Consider the following 18,012-nt stretch of genomic DNA (forward strand, 5'->3'; position numbering starts at 1 on the left):
AGTAGCTAGTACTTGAGAAGCAGGTCTCCTAAGACCTGCCTGCCAAAGACTAGTGCGTCGAGAGGCACTCTTTCATCGACACCGTGGAACATACCGGGAAAGTCGATCTCAGGGGGCAATTGCAAGGGCGCGAAACCGTAGCCCGTGATGTCGAGTCGCTTGAGCGCTTTATTGTCAGTGCCGCCTGACATTAGATAAGGCAGCACGGGAGCCCCCGGATCGAAAACACCGAGGCTGCCAATCATCGCGTCGACCAGAGGGCCATCGAAACTGGTTTCAAGGCCAATGTCGCGGTGCATGATCTCAATTTCAATCTCATCCGGCAGTAGCGCTCGAACCTGCGCGAGAACTTTATCCTCCTCGCCAGGCATTGTGCGGATGTCAACGAGCGCTTCGGCGACATCCGGAATTACGTTGTGCTTATAGCCGGCCTGCAACTGCGTGGGGTTGCTTGTCGTTCGCAAAGTGGCCTGCAAGAAGCCGGATGCGGTTCCGGTGGCCAAAATTAGATTGTCGGGGCCAACCACTTCTGGGTCGATCTTGAGTATGCGAGAAAGCTCCGAGATGAGCAATTTGGTGGTGTCGGTGAGATGCACCGGCCATTCTTGGCGGCCGATAATCGCGATGGCTTCGGCAAGCTTTGTAACGGCGTTATTGCTTATCACTCGCGAACCATGAGCAGCCATACCGCGGGCAGTCAGTTTGATCCAGACGAGTGCCTTTTCGCCAGTCTGTAAAAGGTAAGCGCGTTGACCCTGAAGATCGATCGAATATCCGCCAACTTCACTAATGGCCTCGGTCGCGCCCGCAAAAACATCGGCGTGGTGATCAACCATGAAGTGTGATCCGAACTCGCCACCGTTCTCTTCATCAGAGAAGAAAGCAATGATGAGGTCGCGCGCCGGGCGCTTTCCTGCCCCCAGGATGTCACCGAGGGCAGTGACGATCATGGCATCCATGTTCTTCATGTCTACGGCGCCGCGGCCCCACAGCAGCCCGTCGCGAATCTCTCCTCCGAATGGATCTACCGACCAGTTCTTGGGATCGGCAGGAACCACATCAGTGTGGCCGTGCAAGATCAGTGCCGGACGCTCTTTGGCGTGCGGCGCAGACGACTCGGTGTCGTAGCTGCCCTCAACGTGGGCGACAACCGTGGTGCGGCCTGTGGCGGCGTCGAAGTACTGAGTAGTGAGCCCCATCTCTTCTAGGAGCGCGCCTAAATATTCGGCGGCAACAGTCTCGCCGTTAGAGCGACCTTCACCATAGTTTGAGGTGTCGAAGCGAATGAGATCTTGCGCGATACGAGCGGTGCGCTCGAGAGAGGGCTCAGGAGTCATAAGGTAACGCTAGCCGTCTGACCGGGAAAAATCTGCACGCCACGGCATACCCGAAAGCTAGCGATCCTGCTCAACTATTCGAGGCGTAAATCGATGCTCAAAAAGGATGCTATTCTCTTATCTCGGCGGTGCTCTTGTAGCGCCGCAGATGCGCGCGGATGGCGGAATTGGTAGACGCGCTAGCTTGAGGTGCTAGTGCCTGTAAAGGCGTGGGGGTTCAAGTCCCCCTTCGCGCACAGCGAACGATTCGGACTTACGGATCAGTAGTTGAGAAATTAGGTCGGCAGTCAGATTTATCTGGTTGCCGGCCTTTTTTCATGCCCTGATGCCGCTGCTTGTCGGAATCAATCGCGCTCCATGCCCGCTGTAAGTTCGCTGAGATTTCTCATCCTGGTTTCGTCAACGATGTATCGTTGAGTATCGGCAGGGCGACTCGTGCCCCGCATCCACAGAGCGGAGGATCAGCATGAACAACTCATTCGGAACCGGTGGCCGCAACTCTCGCCGCCCGTTCGCAGAAGCATTCGATCACGCGGGTCAGGGCCTGTGGGATGCGCTCGACAACGTGCGCACTGAATTCGATCGGCGTGTAGCGCCTCGCATGGGGCGTGGTGACGTGCGCGTCGCCATACTCTCTCTGCTGGCCGAAGAATCCATGCACGGCTACCAAATAATTCACGAGATCGAAAAGCGCAGTAACGGCTCGTGGAAGCCCAGTCCTGGATCGGTCTACCCGACTCTTCAACTTCTTGCTGACGAAGGCCTCATCGAAGCGCATGAAGCCGACGGCAAGAAAACGTACACGTTGACCGAAAAGGGCCACGATGAGGTCAAGTCGAACAGGCCGGCACCGTGGGATGAGTCTGAAGCGCGCGATACGTCACGCCCGACCGCACTCCCCCATGCCGCGGCCAAGCTGGCAGAAGCAGTAATCCCGATCATGCGCAATGGCAGCGCTGAGCAGGTCAACGAAGCCATCACGATTGTTGATGATGCGCGCCGTAAGCTTTACGCAATCCTCGCCCAAGACTGATTAGACGCCGCACTTTGGCCCTAGGGAGCATCGATGACCGACACTAGACAGCTGCGCGCCCGTTACCGTCGGATTCTGCGCTTCGCTGCCCGGTACATGGTCCTCGAGTGGTGGTTCGAGCTTGTCCTGCCGCGATTCGGTCTCGAGCGAATTGCCGCTCGGCGGCGGCTGGCGCGTGCCGCCCATATCGCGCGCAACTTTCACACGCTCGCGGTCGATCTCGGTGGCCTCATGATCAAGGTGGGACAGTTCATGTCCTCTCGCCTCGATGTGTTGCCTGCAGAGATCACCCGCGAACTCGAGGGTCTCCAGGATGAAGTTCCCGCGGTTGACTTCGCGCTTATCCGTGAGAGCGCCGAACGCGAGCTCGGTCTTGAGCTTGAGCGCGCGTACGAAACGTTCGACACGATACCAATCGCGGCCGCATCCTTTGGACAGGTTCACCGTGCGCGGCTGCGGCCCTCCGATGCTCGTGACGTCGGATTCGCGGATGTCGTTGTTAAAGTTCAGCGCCCGGGGATAGCCGAGATCATTGATGTCGACCTCTCCGCACTGCGAAGGGTAGCGCGCTGGCTCAGCCGTGTTCGTTTTATATCGCGGCGAGTAGACCTTCCTGTTCTGCTTGAGGAATTTGCGATCATCAGCCTGCGAGAGATCGATTACCTCAACGAGGGAAGTAACGCAGAGCGTTTCGCTGCCAACTTCGTTGACGATCCCAGAATTACCGCACCCGAGGTCGTCTGGGAACGCTCAACGCGTCGGGTTCTGACGCTGGCCGACGCCACCGCGATCAAGATTAACGACCTGGGGCGTCTTGAAGCGGCAGGAATTAATCCGTCTGACGTCGCTGATGAGTTGTCACGGGCAATGTTTGAGCAACTTTTCATCCACCGCTTCTTTCACGCTGATCCGCATCCCGGCAATATTTTTGTGACGCCGGCCGACCCGGAACGCGCCGACACATCGACTCCTGATTGGGCGCTCACGTTCATCGACTTCGGGATGATGGGTGAAGTCCCCGAAAACCTTAGCCGTGGATTACAGCGACTCATTATTGCTGCCGCTGCGCGAGATGCACCCGGCTTGGTCGCCAGTGTGCGCGATATGGGCATCTTGCTGCGAACCGCGGAGACTGCACCGCTTGAGCGTGCAATGGGCGAGCTCTTTGACCGTTTCGGAGGAATGGGCTTTAGCGAACTGCAGCAGGTCGATCCGCAAGAGTTCAGAGCCTTCGGCAACGAGTTCAGCGAAGTGGTTCGGACTATGCCGTTCCAACTTCCGGAAAACTTTTTGCTGATCATCCGTGCGGTCTCGGTTACCTCTGGCGTCGCCAGCAACCTCAACGCTGGCTACAACGTCTGGACGGCAATCGAACCCTTCGCCCAGCGGCTCGCGATTGATGAAGGCGGCGGCACGGTCAAGGAATTCGCGAAGCAAGCTCTGTCTTCGGCTGGTCTCCTCCTGCGATTGCCGCAGCAACTAGAGAGCGTCGCGACTCTGATGCAACGCGGCCAACTAGCAGTCGAGACCCCGGGAGCAGATAAGCGTCTTCGGGTGATCGAACAGCTCACCCGGCGGGTGCTTTCTGCGGTGCTTTTCGCCGGGCTGCTCATTGGAGGAATTCTGTTGCGGCAGACCGACTCCACGCTGGGATTGGTGCTTCTCGTCGCATCGGTCCTGCCGCTCGCACACGCTCTGTTTGCGGGGATTGTCAGCCGGAGCCGTTCGTTCTGAACACGGCAACGTGTCGGTCAAACCCGGTCCTTCCGGCCGGCCACGCAGCCTGAGAGTCACCCATGAATCTGCGCGATCCGCTATCGTGTTAGGGGATTCAGTTGCATCAGCTGTTGTCCGTTCTTCATTAGCCCGGGTTATCCCAGGTCTCTAGCCAGCAGCGTTGCTGGCATTCAGCCGTGCAAATCTTGCACCTAGGCTCCCCCAAACATTTATTAAACCGCGCCCGCGTGTGGCGCTTTTCGCAGGAGAAAATTATCCCTATTGCTCAAACATCCCGTCCGAATCGGTACCGTGCGGACCCTTCGGTTCTGACGGCGCTCCGCACGCCACGCATCCTTACCCGTGAAGTGTTGGCCGGGCTAGTTGTGGCGCTGGCATTGATTCCCGAGGCGATTTCGTTTTCGATTATCGCCGGCGTCGACCCTCGGGTCGGCCTGTTTTCTTCCTTCGTGATGGCTGTATCGATTGCGTTCCTCGGCGGTCGGCCGGCAATGATCACGGCGGCGACCGGAGCAATCGCCCTCGTGATCGCGCCCGTCGCCCGCGAATACGGCATGGATTACTTCATCGCCACCGTCATTCTTGGCGGAATCATTCAGGTAGTCATGGGTGTGTTGGGCGTCGCGAAGCTTATGCGCTTCATCCCCCGAAGCGTCATGCTCGGCTTCGTCAACTCGTTGGCGATTCTGATCTTCACGGCTCAATTGCCACACCTCATCAACGTGCCGTGGATGGTCTATCCCCTCGTTGGCGCCGGACTGATCATCATGATTCTGATGCCGCGCTTCACCAAAATAATTCCTGCCCCTCTCGTCGCCATCGTGCTGATCACGATCGCTACTGTGACAATGGCAATTGCCGTACCGACCGTGGGAGATCAGGGCGAACTTCCCCGCAGTCTTCCCGAACTCTTCATTCCGAACGTTCCGCTTAACTGGGAGACGCTGTCGATCATTGGCCCGTTCGCTCTGGCAATGGCGTTGGTTGGACTTCTCGAGTCGCTCCTGACCGCGAAGCTTGTCGACGACATCACCGACACCCACTCACGCAAAACACGTGAAGCCTGGGGCCAGGGCGTTGCAAACGTACTCTCCGGTCTCTTCGGCGGGATGGGTGGTTGCGCGATGATCGGTCAAACAATGATCAACGTGAAAGCATCCGGAGCCCGTACCCGAATCTCCACGTTCTTGGCCGGTATCTTCTTGCTCATCTTGGTTGTCGTCTTGGGCGACATCGTCGCGATCATTCCTATGGCGGCCCTTGTCGCTGTCATGATCATTGTCGCTGTATCCACGTTCAACTGGCACAGCGTGCAGCTCTCGACGTTGAAGCGCATGCCGATTAGCGAGACAGTCGTGATGGTCGCAACAGTGGCTGTCGTCGTCGCGACACACAACCTTGCAATCGGCGTAATGGCCGGTGTGATCGTGGCGATGGTGGCATTTGCCCGTCGCGTCGCGCACTTCGCCACCGTCGAGCGCACGCTGCCCGAAGATGAAACAGTGCCTACCGCGTACTACCGCGTCAATGGCGAACTCTTCTTCGCTTCGAGCAACGACCTCACCACGCAATTCGAGTACACGGATGACCCGGATCGGATCATCATCGACATGTCGAACTCGCACATTTGGGATGCCTCGACGGTCGCCGCTCTGGATGCAATTACGACAAAATATGAACGCCAAGGAAAGCGCGTCGTTTTGATCGGGCTCAACGAAGCCAGCCAGTACATGCACGAACGACTGGCAGGCAACCTTGGCGGCGAAGGCTAATTCACCGCGCCGCCAATTGCGCTAACGGAGCGTTCAGCTAGCGAGGGGCTCTACTTCGATTGTGGAGTGGTGCGTGTTCGCGGTTCCGTACGCAGCCGTCACCAATATCGGCAAGTGGTCGGACACGCCGCGAGTGAGCGTCTCTACCCCTTCAATCGTGAATCCTTGCGACGTGACGAAGTCAAAGTGCCCACGGAAAAATTTGTAGTTGGTGTAGGTTTTTCGGTCACTCAGTGACAGATCGTAGCCAGTCTTTTTTACTCGTTGGGTGAGCCCATCTTTGAACAACGGGTAGTTGTAGTCGCCGACCATAAGAATCGGGGCACCGGAACCCAGCGTCTGAAGTAACTCATGTGCAGCCTTGATTTGGTTGCGGCGCAACGAATTGAGCGCGGTGAGTGGCGCGGCGTGGAACGACGCGAGAACAAGCTCATGTCCCGTGTCACGATCGACTAGTCGTGAACCGACCAGGCGTTCGGGAGTGGGCGTGAAGACGCGGTCATGAAGCGACTTCTTCAGCTCGAATGCTTTGCTCGCTGTCTGCTCATACCGTTCGCGTCGATAGTAGACGGCCAGACCGAGCCTGTTGTTCTTGGTGGAATCGGCGAGATGCAAACCTCCGATTTCAGTCGGAAGCTCAGATGAGATGACCTCCTGAAGGCAGAGCGCATCGAGGTCGGGCGTCTCCGCGAGTTTTGCTAACTCAACAGCCGCCTTGTTCTTACGAAGGTTGTAACTAATTACGCGAATCACGAATCCAAATACCTCTTCCTTAAGAGAGAACTAGCCTATGCGCCATGATCAGAAAGTGCGCGAGATTGACGATGAGAAATCAAACGCACAGGAACCCCGAGGATCAGGACGAGAATCCCGGCCGCGACCCCCACGAACGGTACGGTCGCGACGAGAGTCAAGCATCCGATCGCTCCCAGCACGTTGACGGCGCGTGGAACCCGACGCTCGGTGACGGGCTGGCTGAAGGCAGACAGGTTGGCCACGAAGTAATAGAGCAAAACCCCGAACGACGAGAATGCGATCGCACCCCGGAGATCCACGACCAACAGAATACCGATGACCACAGCAGCCAGAACCAGTTCCGCTCGGTAGGGAACGGCGAACTTTGGATGCACTTCACCGAGCCAGCGCGGCAAATCATAGTTTCGCGACATCGCGAATGTCGTGCGGCCAATTCCAGCCATAAGGGCCAACAGAGCTCCCAGGGATGCTACTCCGGCCGTTACGCTAACGATTCCGGATGCCCACCCCCAGCCCGCAATGTTGACGACGTCAGCAATGGGAGCGTGAGATTTGGCTAGTCCATCAGCGCCGAGCACCGCGAGCATCACTACTCCCACCGCTAGGTATAGCGTCGCAGTGATGGCCAGCGCCGTCATGATCGCGCGGGGGATTGATCGCTGTGGGTTGCGAACTTCTTCGCCCAACGTGGCGATCCGCGCGTAGCCAGCAAAGGCAAAGAATAGAACGCCCGCCGATTGAAGGACTCCATAAAGGCTGACGTCGCCACTGATCACGAGCGGGTGCGTTGCCGTCGAGCCCGAGCTGACGGCGGCAACGAGCACACCAACCAGCACGACGAGAACAAAAACAACAATGATCTTGGTCGCGAGTGCTGTGCGAGTCACGCCGAGAAGATTCACGATGGTCATGATCACGACGGCAGCGATCGCGACTGGTTTTTCCCAGCTTGCCGGCGCTACGTAGGTAGCAAAGACGAGCGCCATCGCGGCACAGCTTGCTGTTTTGCCGACGAGAAACGACCACCCGGCGAAGTAGCCCCACCAAGGACCAAGTTGTTTTCGCCCGTAGGCGTACGTGCCGCCAGCAACGGGGTGCACAGCGGCGAGCTGTGCCGAAGCCGCTGCGTTGCACCACGCAATCACAGCAGCAATAACGAGGCCGATTAGCAGCCAAGCGCCAGCGGCTTGGGCCGCGGGAACGAAAGCCGCAAAGACCCCAGCACCGATCATCGAACCGAGGCCAATCATCGTGGCATCGAGTGTATTCAATCGCCGAGAAAGGCTGGCGTTCGTATTCACGTGATCACACTACTCCCGGCGGGCGGAGTCCGGCAGCGAACGGCAGCCGTGTTGGATGAACAGTTGGCGACCGTAAAAGAAACGTCGTCGTTGTTAGTCGACGAAGGTAATCCCGTTACTCAAACGGGTGCGAACGTCGAAGAGTTCGTTGCCCCCGAGCTGATGGCCACGTGTCGTCTCTGGGCCGGTTCGCAAAAGGTGGGCGAGAACACTCTGGCGCACGACGATCGCGGGCTGCCCGCGTACGGTTCCCAAGGACTCTTGTGCTTGAGCAAGCGCGTCGTCTGGCACAACGATGACGAAGCACGTGAAAGCGACTCTGAGCTGGCGGCTGAGCGCTTTTGCCCGAGATGAGAGCTCATGCATTGGTTTTTCTAGTTGAACGTCTTGGCCGATGAGCTCCCCGCGACGAACCTTCACTGGCCCTCCAAAATCTTCGGAGAGAATCGCAAATAGTCCGGTGGGCCCGAGGACAACGTGATCGATTTTGCGATCGGGAACTCCGGTGGCGACGTCGTGCCAGACAGTGAAGCCAATTCCGAGCGTGCTGACGGTACGTGCTGTAGCTTCTTCGGCCAGAGCGTCGGCCAGAGTCCGACGTAGCTCCCGTGGGGCGCTTCTGACGAGAGCAGGATCGTAGGGGTCATCTAGGGCGACACCCCGGCCGACCCATTCGCGCATGCCGTCCAGAAAGCGCTCGCGTCGCCAGCCGCCCGGATGCCCATAAGCTCGCGCTCGAGGGCGAGAGTCTTCGCGCCCCGGCGACGGCGTGCGTGCGGAAAAAGGAGAACCCGGCGTTCGCGCCGAATTGGCGCGAGAGACGAACCCGGCGTCGTAGCCTCGCCGTTTTATCGGCGTTCCAACTCGCTCCCAGGCGCGTTGGACGGCGGCGAACTGTTCCGGGTCTCCCCCGGTATCAGGGTGGGTTTCGCGGAGGGCCCGACGGAAGGCCTTCTTCAACTCAGCTTCGCTTGCCGAGGCCGCTACACCGAGTACCTCGTAGGCGCTCGCTGACAGGGGGCTATCGGGCATGGACTCGCTTTCGCTGTGCGGCAAACGCTGTGGTGGGTGAGGTGACCCTTCAACAGTACCGAACCTCGCTGGCAACATTCGGGATGTCGTAGGCGAGTGCTCAGCCTGCAGGCGTACCGTTGTCCTGTGACTGATCTCAGAGACATACCGTTGACAACTATCGACGGCACCCAAACATCCCTTGCCGATTTTCAGGACAAGGTTGTACTTATTGTGAATGTTGCGTCGCGCTGTGGGCTCTCTCCGCAGTACGAACAGCTCGAAGAGTTGCAGAAGAAGTACGGGGACCGCGGTTTTGCAGTTCTCGGTTTTCCGAGTAATCAGTTTTTGCAAGAGCTAAGTTCCGAAGACGCGATCAAGGAATACTGTTCTACGACGTGGGGCGTTACCTTCCCCATGTTCGAGAAGGTGAAGCTCAACGGTAAATCTGCCCACCCGCTGTACGCAGCGTTGAAAAAAACCCCGGACAGCGCGGGCAAAGCTGGCCGAGTTGCCTGGAATTTCGAAAAATTCTTGGTTACGCCTGACGATAGCGTGCACCGTTTTCGCCCAACGATGGTTCCGGATGATCCTGCCATCGTCGGTGTGATCGAAGCTGGGCTTCCGGCCTAGGCTAGACGTATGACCACGCAATTTGTGCACGAAAAAGATTCGAACCGCTACGTCATGAACGTAGATGGGGCGCTCGTCGCCGTCGCGGATTACCGCACGAATGACGGGTCAATATCTTTCAATCACACGTACACTCAGCCAGCCCATCGCGGCAAAGGTTATGCGGCGGAACTGGTGAAATTTGCGATGGATGATGTGGAGTCGTCTTCGACGAAACGAGTACTCCCCATGTGCTGGTACGTCGCGGAATGGTTCGACGCGAATCCTACGCGAGCAGGGTTACTTTCACGCTAGCTTCTGCCTATTCGAGCGATCACAGCGCTGCCCAATTGATGGCAGCTATGGCGACAACGGATCCCAAACCTACCGCAGCAATCGACAGCAAGCAGACGGCGATAAGTCGCAGCCGCCGTCGGCGAGCGTGCACCGTGAACCGCAGGATGAGCATCACCAGGTAGAGGGCGATTATCACGGCGATTGCGACTAACGCCAGTCCCGAGGGAGGCAGCGTTGCTAACGCTGCCAACATGCCGATGGAGATCGCGGCAAATAGCGCGCCAATGATCAGCCAACTGTTGCCTGAGGCTGTCGTTAGCGAAGGCTGGTTTCTCAATCGAGTGGGATCGTCACTCATAAGGAAAAACTACGCCGCTTAGCTGCAAACGGCATCACAATTCTAAGAACTACTTTTGACGCTGAAGCTGCACCAGTAGTTCGGCGCCACGCTCATCAAGGATCTTTCCTCCCCATCGCACCCCGATTAATAGCAGACCAGAGCCGAGTCCGATTCCCATGGCGAGGGCGAGCCAACCGAGTATCGGTTGATCGGTCGCGAAACCGAGCAGCGCCAGAATCATCTCCGGTAGTGCCAAAACGGCGAGTGCAGTCCACGACGCAAACATCGACAGCATGAGGGTGAATCCGCCCCCCGGGCGTGATTTGAACGGATTGTCTCCGGGCGCGGGCACGGAAAAGGCGAACCGGCCGGAAACTAGGGACGAGAGTGCCATGCCAGTCAGCAGTAGGCCAAGCGCGATTCCGAGAAGCCCTGGTAGTCGTTCCCAACTGTCGCTTACCCACACGCCGGCAAGGACCAAAATGATGGTTGTTGGTATGGCAAACACCGACACACCGAGTACTCTCCCCCACCGATCATCTCGTCCGCTGACTCCGGTCTGCAAGTGCAAACTAAAAGCTGTGTTGTCGTAAGAAACGTCGGTGTAAATCGACATGCCGAGGAGAACTGCGACGACGGGTCCGACAAAGAGCAGGCCAGTGAGGTCGCCACTTGCCCCACTGTAGAAAAATACCAGCGCGGGCACTAGCGGAATGCTGATTAGTGATTGGGCATAACGCGGGTCACGAATCCAATAGGTGAGGGCTCGTGCGGCAATCGCACCGCTCGGAGTGCCCGGAAATACACCGAAGAAACCAAGACCGTGCTTGGCTCCGCTGCTTGCGGTGGAATGGGCAGGCTGCTCAAGAGCCCTATCTAGCGCCCACCGCCACACAAAGGTGGCGCCGATAAGCGTGGCGATGCCAATGACAAAGTGGATGACTGCCTGACCAAAGTTTCCGAGAGCGAGATCACCAGGAACAGCCCAAATCGCACCCATTGGCGTCCACGCCACAACGTTAGCGATGGTCGGGAAAATATCGGAGAACTCTCGAAAGAGCGACGAAATCCCCAAGATTGCCGGACCAAGAAGCATCAAGGGGATCAGCACGAAAACAGTTTTTGCTTCGCGAGCTCGTCGGCCGCTCGACATCCGAGCTGTCAAAGCTGCGAGCATCCGCGATCCAACAATGCACGTTACTGCCCCGATTAGGCCACACACGACTGCGACGACAGCGATCAGCGGAGTCTGCCACCACAGCAGGCCAGTCGCGAAGGTGACGAGGGTCGTGACGATTCCCGGAACTCCGAGAAGACCGCTGACCGCAAGAGCGAGCACCAGAGTATTGAGCGGAATGGGGAAGGTAGCGAGTTTAGACGGCTCGACGGTTTCGTCGATGCCAGAGCTGAGCAGCGGCAGTACTGTCCAGCCAAGCACCAACACAGCACCACCGAGAATGCTCACGGTACGGCCGACTTCGGTGGGGGCAAAACTAAGACTGAAGAGTCCAACTATCGCGAGAAAAAGGAGAAACAGCGCATACACCGTGCCGAGAATCACGGCGACGGCCTGCCAAGGGCTTCGGCTGAGACCGTTGAAGAGAAGCCGAAACCGCAGCCTTACGAGATGCGTAACCACTCGGGTCCCTTTCCGTGACGTCGCCCGCCCACCAACTCGACGAAACGGTCTTCGAGTGTGGAAGCTCCGCGCACTTCAACGGTCGTGCCAGAAGCGAGTACTCGACCATCGGCGATGACCGCGACGTGATCACACATGCGTTGCACCAAGTCCATTGCATGACTCGACACAATCACTGTGCCGCCAGACTCAACGAAGCCGTGCAGGATGTCGCGAATATTTGCGCCTGAGACCGGATCGACAGATTCAAAGGGCTCATCGAGAACGAGCACCTCGGGAGCGTGAATAAGGGCACACGCGAGAGCAATCTTCTTTGTCATTCCGGCGGAATAGTCGACAACGAGCGTGCCACTAGCAACCTCTAAGTCGAACAATTCGAGAAGATCGGCAGCACGTTCGGCCACAATGGAACGCTCCATACCGTTCAAGAGGCCGGCATAGGTTACGAGCTGCAAACCGGTAAGGCGATCAAACAACCGAATGCCGTCGCTTAACACACCGATGCGCCTCTTCGACTCGACCAGGTGAGTCCACACATCCACACCATGCACAGCAATAGTTCCGGAATCTGGCCGCAACAATCCCGTTGCCATCGACAACGTCGTGGTTTTGCCGGCACCATTGGGCCCAACCAGCCCAAAGAAAGAGCCCGCGGGAACCACAAGGTCAACCGAGTTCACGGCCAGCTTGTCGCCGAATCGCTTGGTGAGTCCACGAATTTCTAGGGCAGGCACAAGTGGCGTCAAATCGGGCACAGCCTTAGCCTAAAACCGAATTGTGCTCACAGTGCGTTAGACACCAGAATTTGTGCGTTCGCGCAGCTACTAGAGTCGAAGTGAATGGTGGCTGCCGCCCCAATCTCGCCGAGAAAGGTTGTTATGACGATCACCGCCGCTGCCGATGGTTCAGCACTGGGTAATCCCGGGCCCGCAGGATGGGCGTGGTACATCGACGACAAAACTTGGGGCGCAGGCGGGTGGGACCACGCAACGAACAATCAAGGCGAACTCATGGCGGTGCTTCAACTCTTTCGCGCGACGGCGCACGTCGACGAAGATCTGTTGATCTTGTGTGACAGCCAATACGTAATCAATTCCGTCACAAAGTGGATGCCCGGGTGGAAGAAAAAGGGCTGGCGAAAAGGCGACGGCAAACCGGTAATGAACGTCGATCTGCTCAAACAAATCGATGAAGCCATCATTGGACGGCGCTACCGGTTTGAGTGGGTACGCGGCCATGTTGGTCATCCACTCAACGAAGCAGCTGATGTTCGAGCGCGCGGCGCTGCCGAAGCCTTCCAGCGTCGCAGCGTGTGCCCGGCAGGCCCGGGCTATCCCGGTGCTGCGATCAGCGAGTCCCGCCCTGACGGCGTCAACTCACGTAGTACGGCCGACGGGCCAACCACACTTTTCTAACCGACCTCTCTCCACCAACTCCCGAGAGACCGGCCTTCAGCTTTCGCACCCGTGCTGCGATCTAGGCCGGTTCGTAGAACGCGGCAATAGCACTGGTCAGCGCAAGGGGGTCGGCGACCCCGCACATTTCTCGAGCCGAGTGCATTGACAGTAGCGGAAGGCCGACATCGATCGTGCGAATACCTAGGCGAGTCGCCGTGATGGGGCCAATCGTCGAACCACACGGCATGTCATTATTCGAGACGAACTCCTGGTACTCAACGCCCGCTTGGCGGCAGGCCCGAGCCCACTCCGCTGCGCCGACGCCGTCAGTGGCATAGCGCTGATTCGCGTTGATCTTGAGCAGCGGCCCTCCGCCGAGACGGGGACGATTAGCGGGATCATGACGCTCAGGATAGTTGGGATGCGCAGCGTGACCTGCGTCAGATGAGAGGCACCATGAATCGGCGACAGCCCGCATCCGGTCAGTATCCGTGCCGCCGAGCCCACCCCCGATGCGCGCCAGTAGATCAGCAAGGAATGGCCCTGCTGCACCAGAGCGAGTAGCTGAACCAACTTCTTCATGGTCGAACGCGACAAACACCGGAATGTGATCGAGTTTCGTGCTCAGCCCGATGAGAGCCACAAGACCCGCGTGGACTGACGAAAGATTATCGAGTCGACCTGATGCGAAAAGCTTCTGATCAAGGCCAAAAACGGCAGGCGCGGCAGTATCGGCGACGACGATGTCGTACCCGTCAATGTCTGCCGCTGACCGCTTCGACGACTCGGACGACAGAAGGGACGCGAGGTGCTCGAGCAGATCAGCATCTCCCAGGTCACCGAGGCCCAGAACCGGGTTCATGTGCATCTGGCGTTTGAGGGTCAGCCCATCATTCACCTTGCGGTCTAGGTGCACGGCGAGCTGGGGAAAACGCAGCATGGGTCCGGTTCGCACTAACTCTGTGGTGCCATCACTGAAGATGATTCGACCAGCCAGTTCAAGCTCACGGTCGAGCCACGAGTTCAGCAGCGGCCCCCCGTAAACCTCGACCCCGGCCTGCAACATCCCCTCATTGCCGGTAGTGGGTTTCGGCTTGAGTTTAAAACTCGGAGAATCTGTGTGCGCGCCGAGGATGCGAAAAGCAGTCGTTGCTGTCGCTTTAGTCGGCTGAATCCATGCCGCGATCGCACCATCGCGAATCACGAAGTACTTTGCTGCTTTGCGAGTCCGGGTTCCGTTCCAGTCATCCGCCTCGTGGAGTTGGCTAAAACCGGCATCCCGAAGTCGGCGTGCTGCTTCAGCTACGGCATGAAACGACGAAGGGGATGCGGAAACGAAGCTAGCGAGATCATGGATGTGGTCGAGAGCGGCAGTCATGCCTCAATTCTCGCACTGTTATGGGAGCGCTGACCGCGCGCGAACAGGAATCAGAACCAGTTAGAACCAGACACTCAGCCACGGGGTCATTGCCGAACGGAAGGCGCGATCAATGATGTCACCGGCGCCTTCAGTGAGCTCTTGTACGCGATGAGCGGCAACCAGGGAGTTGACTGTCACACCCCCGAGATAAAGCGAACTGAGCTCGTTGATCGATAGCGCTACTGCGGCGATATCCGCCGGAAAGTCCTCAACCTTCGAGACGTGAGCGTTGCCCGTTTCGTCGGTTTCCAAGACAAAACGGCCCTGGGCAAATTCCAGAGCATCCGAAATGTCGAAACCGATTCGGGATGGACCAGAGTAGCGACGAGCGGTGAGCGCTGCCGGAACATCAAGAATACGGAGCCATAAGTGATCAACAGGAGTTGCTGTGATGGCACGTCGGTCGGAAAGCTGCCAGAGAAGGGGCTCATCTACTGACCGAAGCCCTGCCTTTACCTCGCGCACGAGATCAACTTCAAGAACGTAACGCCAGAGTGCTTCGTAGGCTTCTGGATTCTCTGCAAGAAGGTAGTCGACAGTCAGCTTGTGGTTAGTGAAATCGAGTTCGTCACCGGCGACACGATAGACCACGAACCCTCGAGGGGTTCCCCCGTCATCGTCGTACCGAACGATACGGGTCTTTTTCGTATAGTCGTCGTCGCCAGGAGCCTTGCCCGATATCTGATCCCATCTCAGCGGCCAAATCTTGATCTGGCCCGGAGTTGAGGTGCGGATCCGTTCAAAAACTGTGGGGGCCTCTTCGACAAATTCGGTGGAGGACACCGGCTGGAGCTTGCCGCGCCGTTGAGTTGACCTGAACTGTGCGCGTTGCGTGTCAATCGAGAGATCGGCAGCAAAGACTGCCGGCCCGAAGCCGAAGCGCCCGTAAATGGTTGATTCCGAGACCGTAAGAATGGCCATCGGAAGCCCCATCGCGGCAGCGGAACGCAACTCCCCCTCAATGAGAGACCGTGCAATTCCGCGGCGCCGGTGAGTCGGTGACACAGTGACCGAACTAATTGCCCATGCCTCAATAGTGCGATCGCCGGGCACGGTCAATTGCTCAGTCCACGAACTTGTCGTCGCAACCGGCACATCCGGTGTGACCAAACTGTCGTCCCAGACGCCGACGGTGCGACGGTAAGTCACTCCGGTGAATTGCGAATCGACCTGCTCTTTGGACGCCGTCGGGCCGTGGAAGCCGCGATAATCAGCCTGTAACCAAGCCTCAAACGAATCCCGATCACTCGTATCGACTAAGCCATAGCGCAGCCCACTGGCAACCAGTGAATCGGTCGAGGTCTCGTCAACAGGATGCTTGGCAAAGTCGTTGGTCATGTACCAACGGTACCGCGAACTTTACTGAATGAACCATGGCGGGTAGACGGCCACCTTCGTCGCAAATGATGCAGCGTCGAGCAGTTCCTTCACGCGATCGCGCGCTCGGTCACTCGCGACACCAACGAGTTGGACCTCGTCAAAAGCGAAGGAACCGTGGATCAAAACTTCGGCATCATCAGTAAGCTCATCTGCTCGCAGATTGCCCAACATGCGCGTCTTCGTGTCTTCATCCTCAGCGAACCGAGTGAGACTGGCGGCAGCATCACCATCAGCGAGGACCGCGTCATCTCCCAGCGCGCGAATGGTCGTCACTAAGAAAACGAAATCCGTTGACGAAGCTGAGCGGGCCGCATCGGACCATCGAGGCTCGATGGCGCCATCGCGAAGCTCGCGCCAAGCGTTTGATTCCGGCACGAGGCTGAAGGGTACGTAGCGGTCAACTGGTTCGCCGGTGCTCAACGATGCAGTACCGCGCAGTTCGCGAGTGAGCGGCGAGCTGACATCGAGGATTGTCGATTCAATCTGCGCTGCGGCGACCAGTTGCCCAACGCGAAGGATATTTTCAAGATTGCTGATGTGGGTGACGTGATACACCCGCTGGTCTGCCAGTAGAGGCAGCTTGTTGCTGGAGGCTCGAGGCGCTCCAGGAACCCGTTTTGTGCGTGACGACGTTGTAGCGCGCGTCACCGGCTTAACGGGGGCAGCCTTGGGGAAGCAGGAATCGCACAATTGATTCTCGAAGCCGTGGATGCACTCGGTGCCACTCATTGGGTCCTCTCTCGGAGTTCAGAAATGACCTCCGTACCCAAGGTACGGCAATTAATGGCGCTGTATTGCCGACTCTGTCCGTAAGGCCAATTCGCGGAGCAGCGATTCGTGGCTCGAATCGAACGTGCGGGGGCCCGTGTCAAAGACGCAGACTGCACCGATGATGTGTCCGTTGGCCGCAGAAATCGGATACCCAGCATAAAAGCGGATGCGCGGGCCTCTCACCACCCACGGGTGATCAGCGAATCGTGGATCGTTCATCGTGTCCTCGAGAACCACAAGCCCACGGGTGGTGAATGCTGAACTGCAGAACGCCCCGGCTTCTTCTCGCCTCATGTCGCCGACGCCCGATGTCGATGTGAACCAGTGTGCTTCTTGATCGTGGAAGGTGACCGCCGCCCCGCTCGTTCCAAACATGACCCGTGCGGAATTCATGATGGCGGTTAGCGTGGCCGAAACCTCTTTCGTCGCAAGAGCTGACCCATCAAACACACGTTGGTTTTCGTTGACCAGCTCGCTCGTCGCGGGCGGGACGGCGACGTGGGCAAGTTTGACCGCAATTGCAGGAGCGAGTTCGCGTGCCCAGTGCTCGTAGGTGCGGCTTTCGAACGGTACGCGCTGATCGTCCGATGGAGCGGTCGCGGGAACGAACGTTACTCCTGCGCGAGCGTTGCACTGCTCTTCGGTAATCGTGTTGAGCTTGGCAATATTCATGTTGACGATCCGAAGCAAAAACGACGGTAACGAGAGAACGTCGTCGGCGGGAGCGATACCGAGCACGGAAGTTGGCAAGGCTCCTCCGCCACTCTCTTGCACCGCGTCAAGCAGTGCTGTCACGTCTCGACGCCATACGAAGTGCGAGCGAATACGCAGGATGTCGGTGCCGCCGAGGGTGAGTACGAGCGCATCGAATCGCTCAAGGTGCGCCCAGCTGACCGCGACGCGAGTGTCTGCCAGAGACATCGAAGGATCAGAAACAATGTCGACACTGCACCCGCGCTTAGTGAGCACTGCCAGCTGACGAGCGAGATGCCCGCCCAGTCCCAACTCGTGGGAGTTCACTCCGAACCCCATCGACTTACCTGGCCCGAGGACTAGTACTCGATCAGGATCGGGTCCAACCGCTTCGGCATGTGGTTCGTCCGTAGGCACGACAAGTGTGCGCCAGGACTGCGGAATTACCGCGAGACCGAGCTTGACAAATGGCCACGCCAAAAGCGCAGCGTAACTACGAAGCAATCGTTTCCCACC

The 18,012-nt window shown here is 58.0% G+C and carries 16 protein-coding genes, 1 tRNA gene and 1 pseudogene; 7 read left to right on the forward strand and 11 right to left on the reverse strand.

The features are described from left to right. Positions 1-5 precede the first annotated feature (5 nt). Positions 6-1,337, reverse strand: coding sequence for a M20/M25/M40 family metallo-hydrolase (locus ON14_RS01175; protein WP_010202437.1), 1,332 nt, complete (start codon positions 1,335-1,337; stop codon positions 6-8). A 152-nt stretch (positions 1,338-1,489) separates the two neighbouring features. Here ON14_RS01175 and ON14_RS01180 point away from each other — a divergent pair. The 4 genes from ON14_RS01180 to ON14_RS01195 all read left to right on the forward strand — a co-directional run bounded on the left by ON14_RS01180 (position 1,490) and on the right by ON14_RS01195 (position 5,879). Continuing rightward, positions 1,490-1,573, forward strand: a tRNA-Leu gene (locus ON14_RS01180). Between the two features lie 230 nt (positions 1,574-1,803). Beyond that, positions 1,804-2,370, forward strand: coding sequence for a PadR family transcriptional regulator (locus ON14_RS01185; protein WP_010202438.1), 567 nt, complete (start codon positions 1,804-1,806; stop codon positions 2,368-2,370). A gap of 33 nt (positions 2,371-2,403) precedes the next feature. Beyond that, positions 2,404-4,104 (forward strand): ABC1 kinase family protein, encoded by a 1,701-nt coding sequence (locus ON14_RS01190; RefSeq protein ID WP_010202439.1) that lies wholly within the window; start codon positions 2,404-2,406, stop codon positions 4,102-4,104. A gap of 254 nt (positions 4,105-4,358) precedes the next feature. Beyond that, a complete protein-coding gene (locus ON14_RS01195; RefSeq protein WP_026037451.1) occupies positions 4,359-5,879 on the forward strand; it encodes a SulP family inorganic anion transporter in 1,521 nt (506 codons plus the stop codon). 33 nt (positions 5,880-5,912) lie between these two features. Here ON14_RS01195 and ON14_RS01200 read toward each other — a convergent pair whose 3' ends face one another. From ON14_RS01200 to ON14_RS01210, 3 genes are all read right to left on the reverse strand, one after another. Then, entirely contained in the window at positions 5,913-6,629 is a 717-nt protein-coding gene (locus ON14_RS01200; protein ID WP_039741618.1) for an endonuclease/exonuclease/phosphatase family protein, read from the reverse strand. A gap of 38 nt (positions 6,630-6,667) precedes the next feature. Then, on the reverse strand, positions 6,668-7,936 hold the full coding sequence (locus tag ON14_RS01205) for an APC family permease (RefSeq protein WP_010202442.1): 1,269 nt from the start codon (positions 7,934-7,936) through the stop codon (positions 6,668-6,670). Between the two features lie 93 nt (positions 7,937-8,029). Continuing rightward, entirely contained in the window at positions 8,030-8,968 is a 939-nt protein-coding gene (locus ON14_RS01210) for a J domain-containing protein (RefSeq protein ID WP_010202444.1), read from the reverse strand. Positions 8,969-9,094: 126 nt separating this feature from the next. On the opposite strand from ON14_RS01210, the gene ON14_RS01215 reads away from it, so the two are divergent. Together ON14_RS01215 and ON14_RS01220 are read left to right on the forward strand one after the other, a co-directional pair. After that, positions 9,095-9,580 carry a glutathione peroxidase gene (locus ON14_RS01215; protein ID WP_026037452.1) on the forward strand — a complete coding sequence of 162 codons (486 nt, stop codon included), beginning with the start codon at positions 9,095-9,097 and terminating at the stop codon, positions 9,578-9,580. A 9-nt stretch (positions 9,581-9,589) separates the two neighbouring features. Continuing rightward, a complete protein-coding gene (locus ON14_RS01220; RefSeq protein WP_010202448.1) occupies positions 9,590-9,874 on the forward strand; it encodes a GNAT family N-acetyltransferase in 285 nt (94 codons plus the stop codon). A 19-nt stretch (positions 9,875-9,893) separates the two neighbouring features. On the opposite strand, the gene ON14_RS01225 is transcribed toward ON14_RS01220, so the two are convergent. The 3 genes from ON14_RS01225 to ON14_RS01235 are packed head-to-tail and all read right to left on the reverse strand — an operon-like array spanning position 9,894 to position 12,590. Further along, positions 9,894-10,214 (reverse strand): hypothetical protein, encoded by a 321-nt coding sequence (locus ON14_RS01225; RefSeq protein WP_010202450.1) that lies wholly within the window; start codon positions 10,212-10,214, stop codon positions 9,894-9,896. 49 nt (positions 10,215-10,263) lie between these two features. Then, positions 10,264-11,835: a hypothetical protein gene (locus ON14_RS01230; RefSeq protein ID WP_010202451.1), complete on the reverse strand. Its 1,572-nt coding sequence runs from the start codon at positions 11,833-11,835 to the stop codon at positions 10,264-10,266. Then, positions 11,817-12,590: an ABC transporter ATP-binding protein gene (locus ON14_RS01235; RefSeq protein WP_010202454.1), complete on the reverse strand. Its 774-nt coding sequence runs from the start codon at positions 12,588-12,590 to the stop codon at positions 11,817-11,819. Before ON14_RS01235 ends, ON14_RS01230 begins: the two co-directional genes overlap by 19 nt. A 123-nt stretch (positions 12,591-12,713) precedes the next feature. Between ON14_RS01235 and ON14_RS01240 the strand changes: the two are divergent. Further along, positions 12,714-13,178: pseudogene (locus ON14_RS01240) on the forward strand (RNase H family protein); the annotation flags it as partial. Between the two features lie 133 nt (positions 13,179-13,311). Here the strand turns inward: ON14_RS01240 and ON14_RS01245 are convergent. From ON14_RS01245 to ON14_RS01260, 4 genes are read right to left on the reverse strand one after another with little or no spacing between them, the layout of a single operon-like run. Next, the gene (locus ON14_RS01245; protein ID WP_010202459.1) at positions 13,312-14,610 is read right to left on the reverse strand and encodes a M18 family aminopeptidase; all 1,299 of its coding nucleotides are present in this window, start codon (positions 14,608-14,610) and stop codon (positions 13,312-13,314) included. Positions 14,611-14,670: 60 nt separating this feature from the next. Beyond that, positions 14,671-15,990, reverse strand: coding sequence for a GNAT family N-acetyltransferase (locus tag ON14_RS01250; protein WP_010202461.1), 1,320 nt, complete (start codon positions 15,988-15,990; stop codon positions 14,671-14,673). A gap of 21 nt (positions 15,991-16,011) precedes the next feature. Then, the gene (locus ON14_RS01255; RefSeq protein ID WP_081503491.1) at positions 16,012-16,761 is read right to left on the reverse strand and encodes a DarT ssDNA thymidine ADP-ribosyltransferase family protein; all 750 of its coding nucleotides are present in this window, start codon (positions 16,759-16,761) and stop codon (positions 16,012-16,014) included. 51 nt (positions 16,762-16,812) lie between these two features. Next, on the reverse strand, positions 16,813-17,976 hold the full coding sequence (locus ON14_RS01260) for a GAF domain-containing protein (RefSeq protein ID WP_039741624.1): 1,164 nt from the start codon (positions 17,974-17,976) through the stop codon (positions 16,813-16,815). Positions 17,977-18,012: the final 36 nt, after the last annotated feature.

The sequence above is a fragment of the Salinibacterium sp. PAMC 21357 genome (assembly GCF_000247645.1).
GTDB lineage: Bacteria > Actinomycetota > Actinomycetes > Actinomycetales > Microbacteriaceae > Rhodoglobus.

What these genes read in the sequence shown, in the direction of transcription:
- ON14_RS01175 (WP_010202437.1), bottom strand. Translation starts at nt 1,337, where the DNA reads ATGACTCCTGAGCCCTCTCTCGAGCGCACCGCTCGTATCGCGCAAGAT.
- ON14_RS01185 (WP_010202438.1), top strand. Translation starts at nt 1,804, where the DNA reads ATGAACAACTCATTCGGAACCGGTGGCCGCAACTCTCGCCGCCCGTTC.
- ON14_RS01190 (WP_010202439.1), top strand. Translation starts at nt 2,404, where the DNA reads ATGACCGACACTAGACAGCTGCGCGCCCGTTACCGTCGGATTCTGCGC.
- ON14_RS01210 (WP_010202444.1), bottom strand. Translation starts at nt 8,968, where the DNA reads ATGCCCGATAGCCCCCTGTCAGCGAGCGCCTACGAGGTACTCGGTGTA.
- ON14_RS01220 (WP_010202448.1), top strand. Translation starts at nt 9,590, where the DNA reads ATGACCACGCAATTTGTGCACGAAAAAGATTCGAACCGCTACGTCATG.
- ON14_RS01225 (WP_010202450.1), bottom strand. Translation starts at nt 10,214, where the DNA reads ATGAGTGACGATCCCACTCGATTGAGAAACCAGCCTTCGCTAACGACA.
- ON14_RS01245 (WP_010202459.1), bottom strand. Translation starts at nt 14,610, where the DNA reads ATGACTGCCGCTCTCGACCACATCCATGATCTCGCTAGCTTCGTTTCC.
- ON14_RS01250 (WP_010202461.1), bottom strand. Translation starts at nt 15,990, where the DNA reads ATGACCAACGACTTTGCCAAGCATCCTGTTGACGAGACCTCGACCGAT.
- ON14_RS01255 (WP_081503491.1), bottom strand. Translation starts at nt 16,761, where the DNA reads ATGAGTGGCACCGAGTGCATCCACGGCTTCGAGAATCAATTGTGCGAT.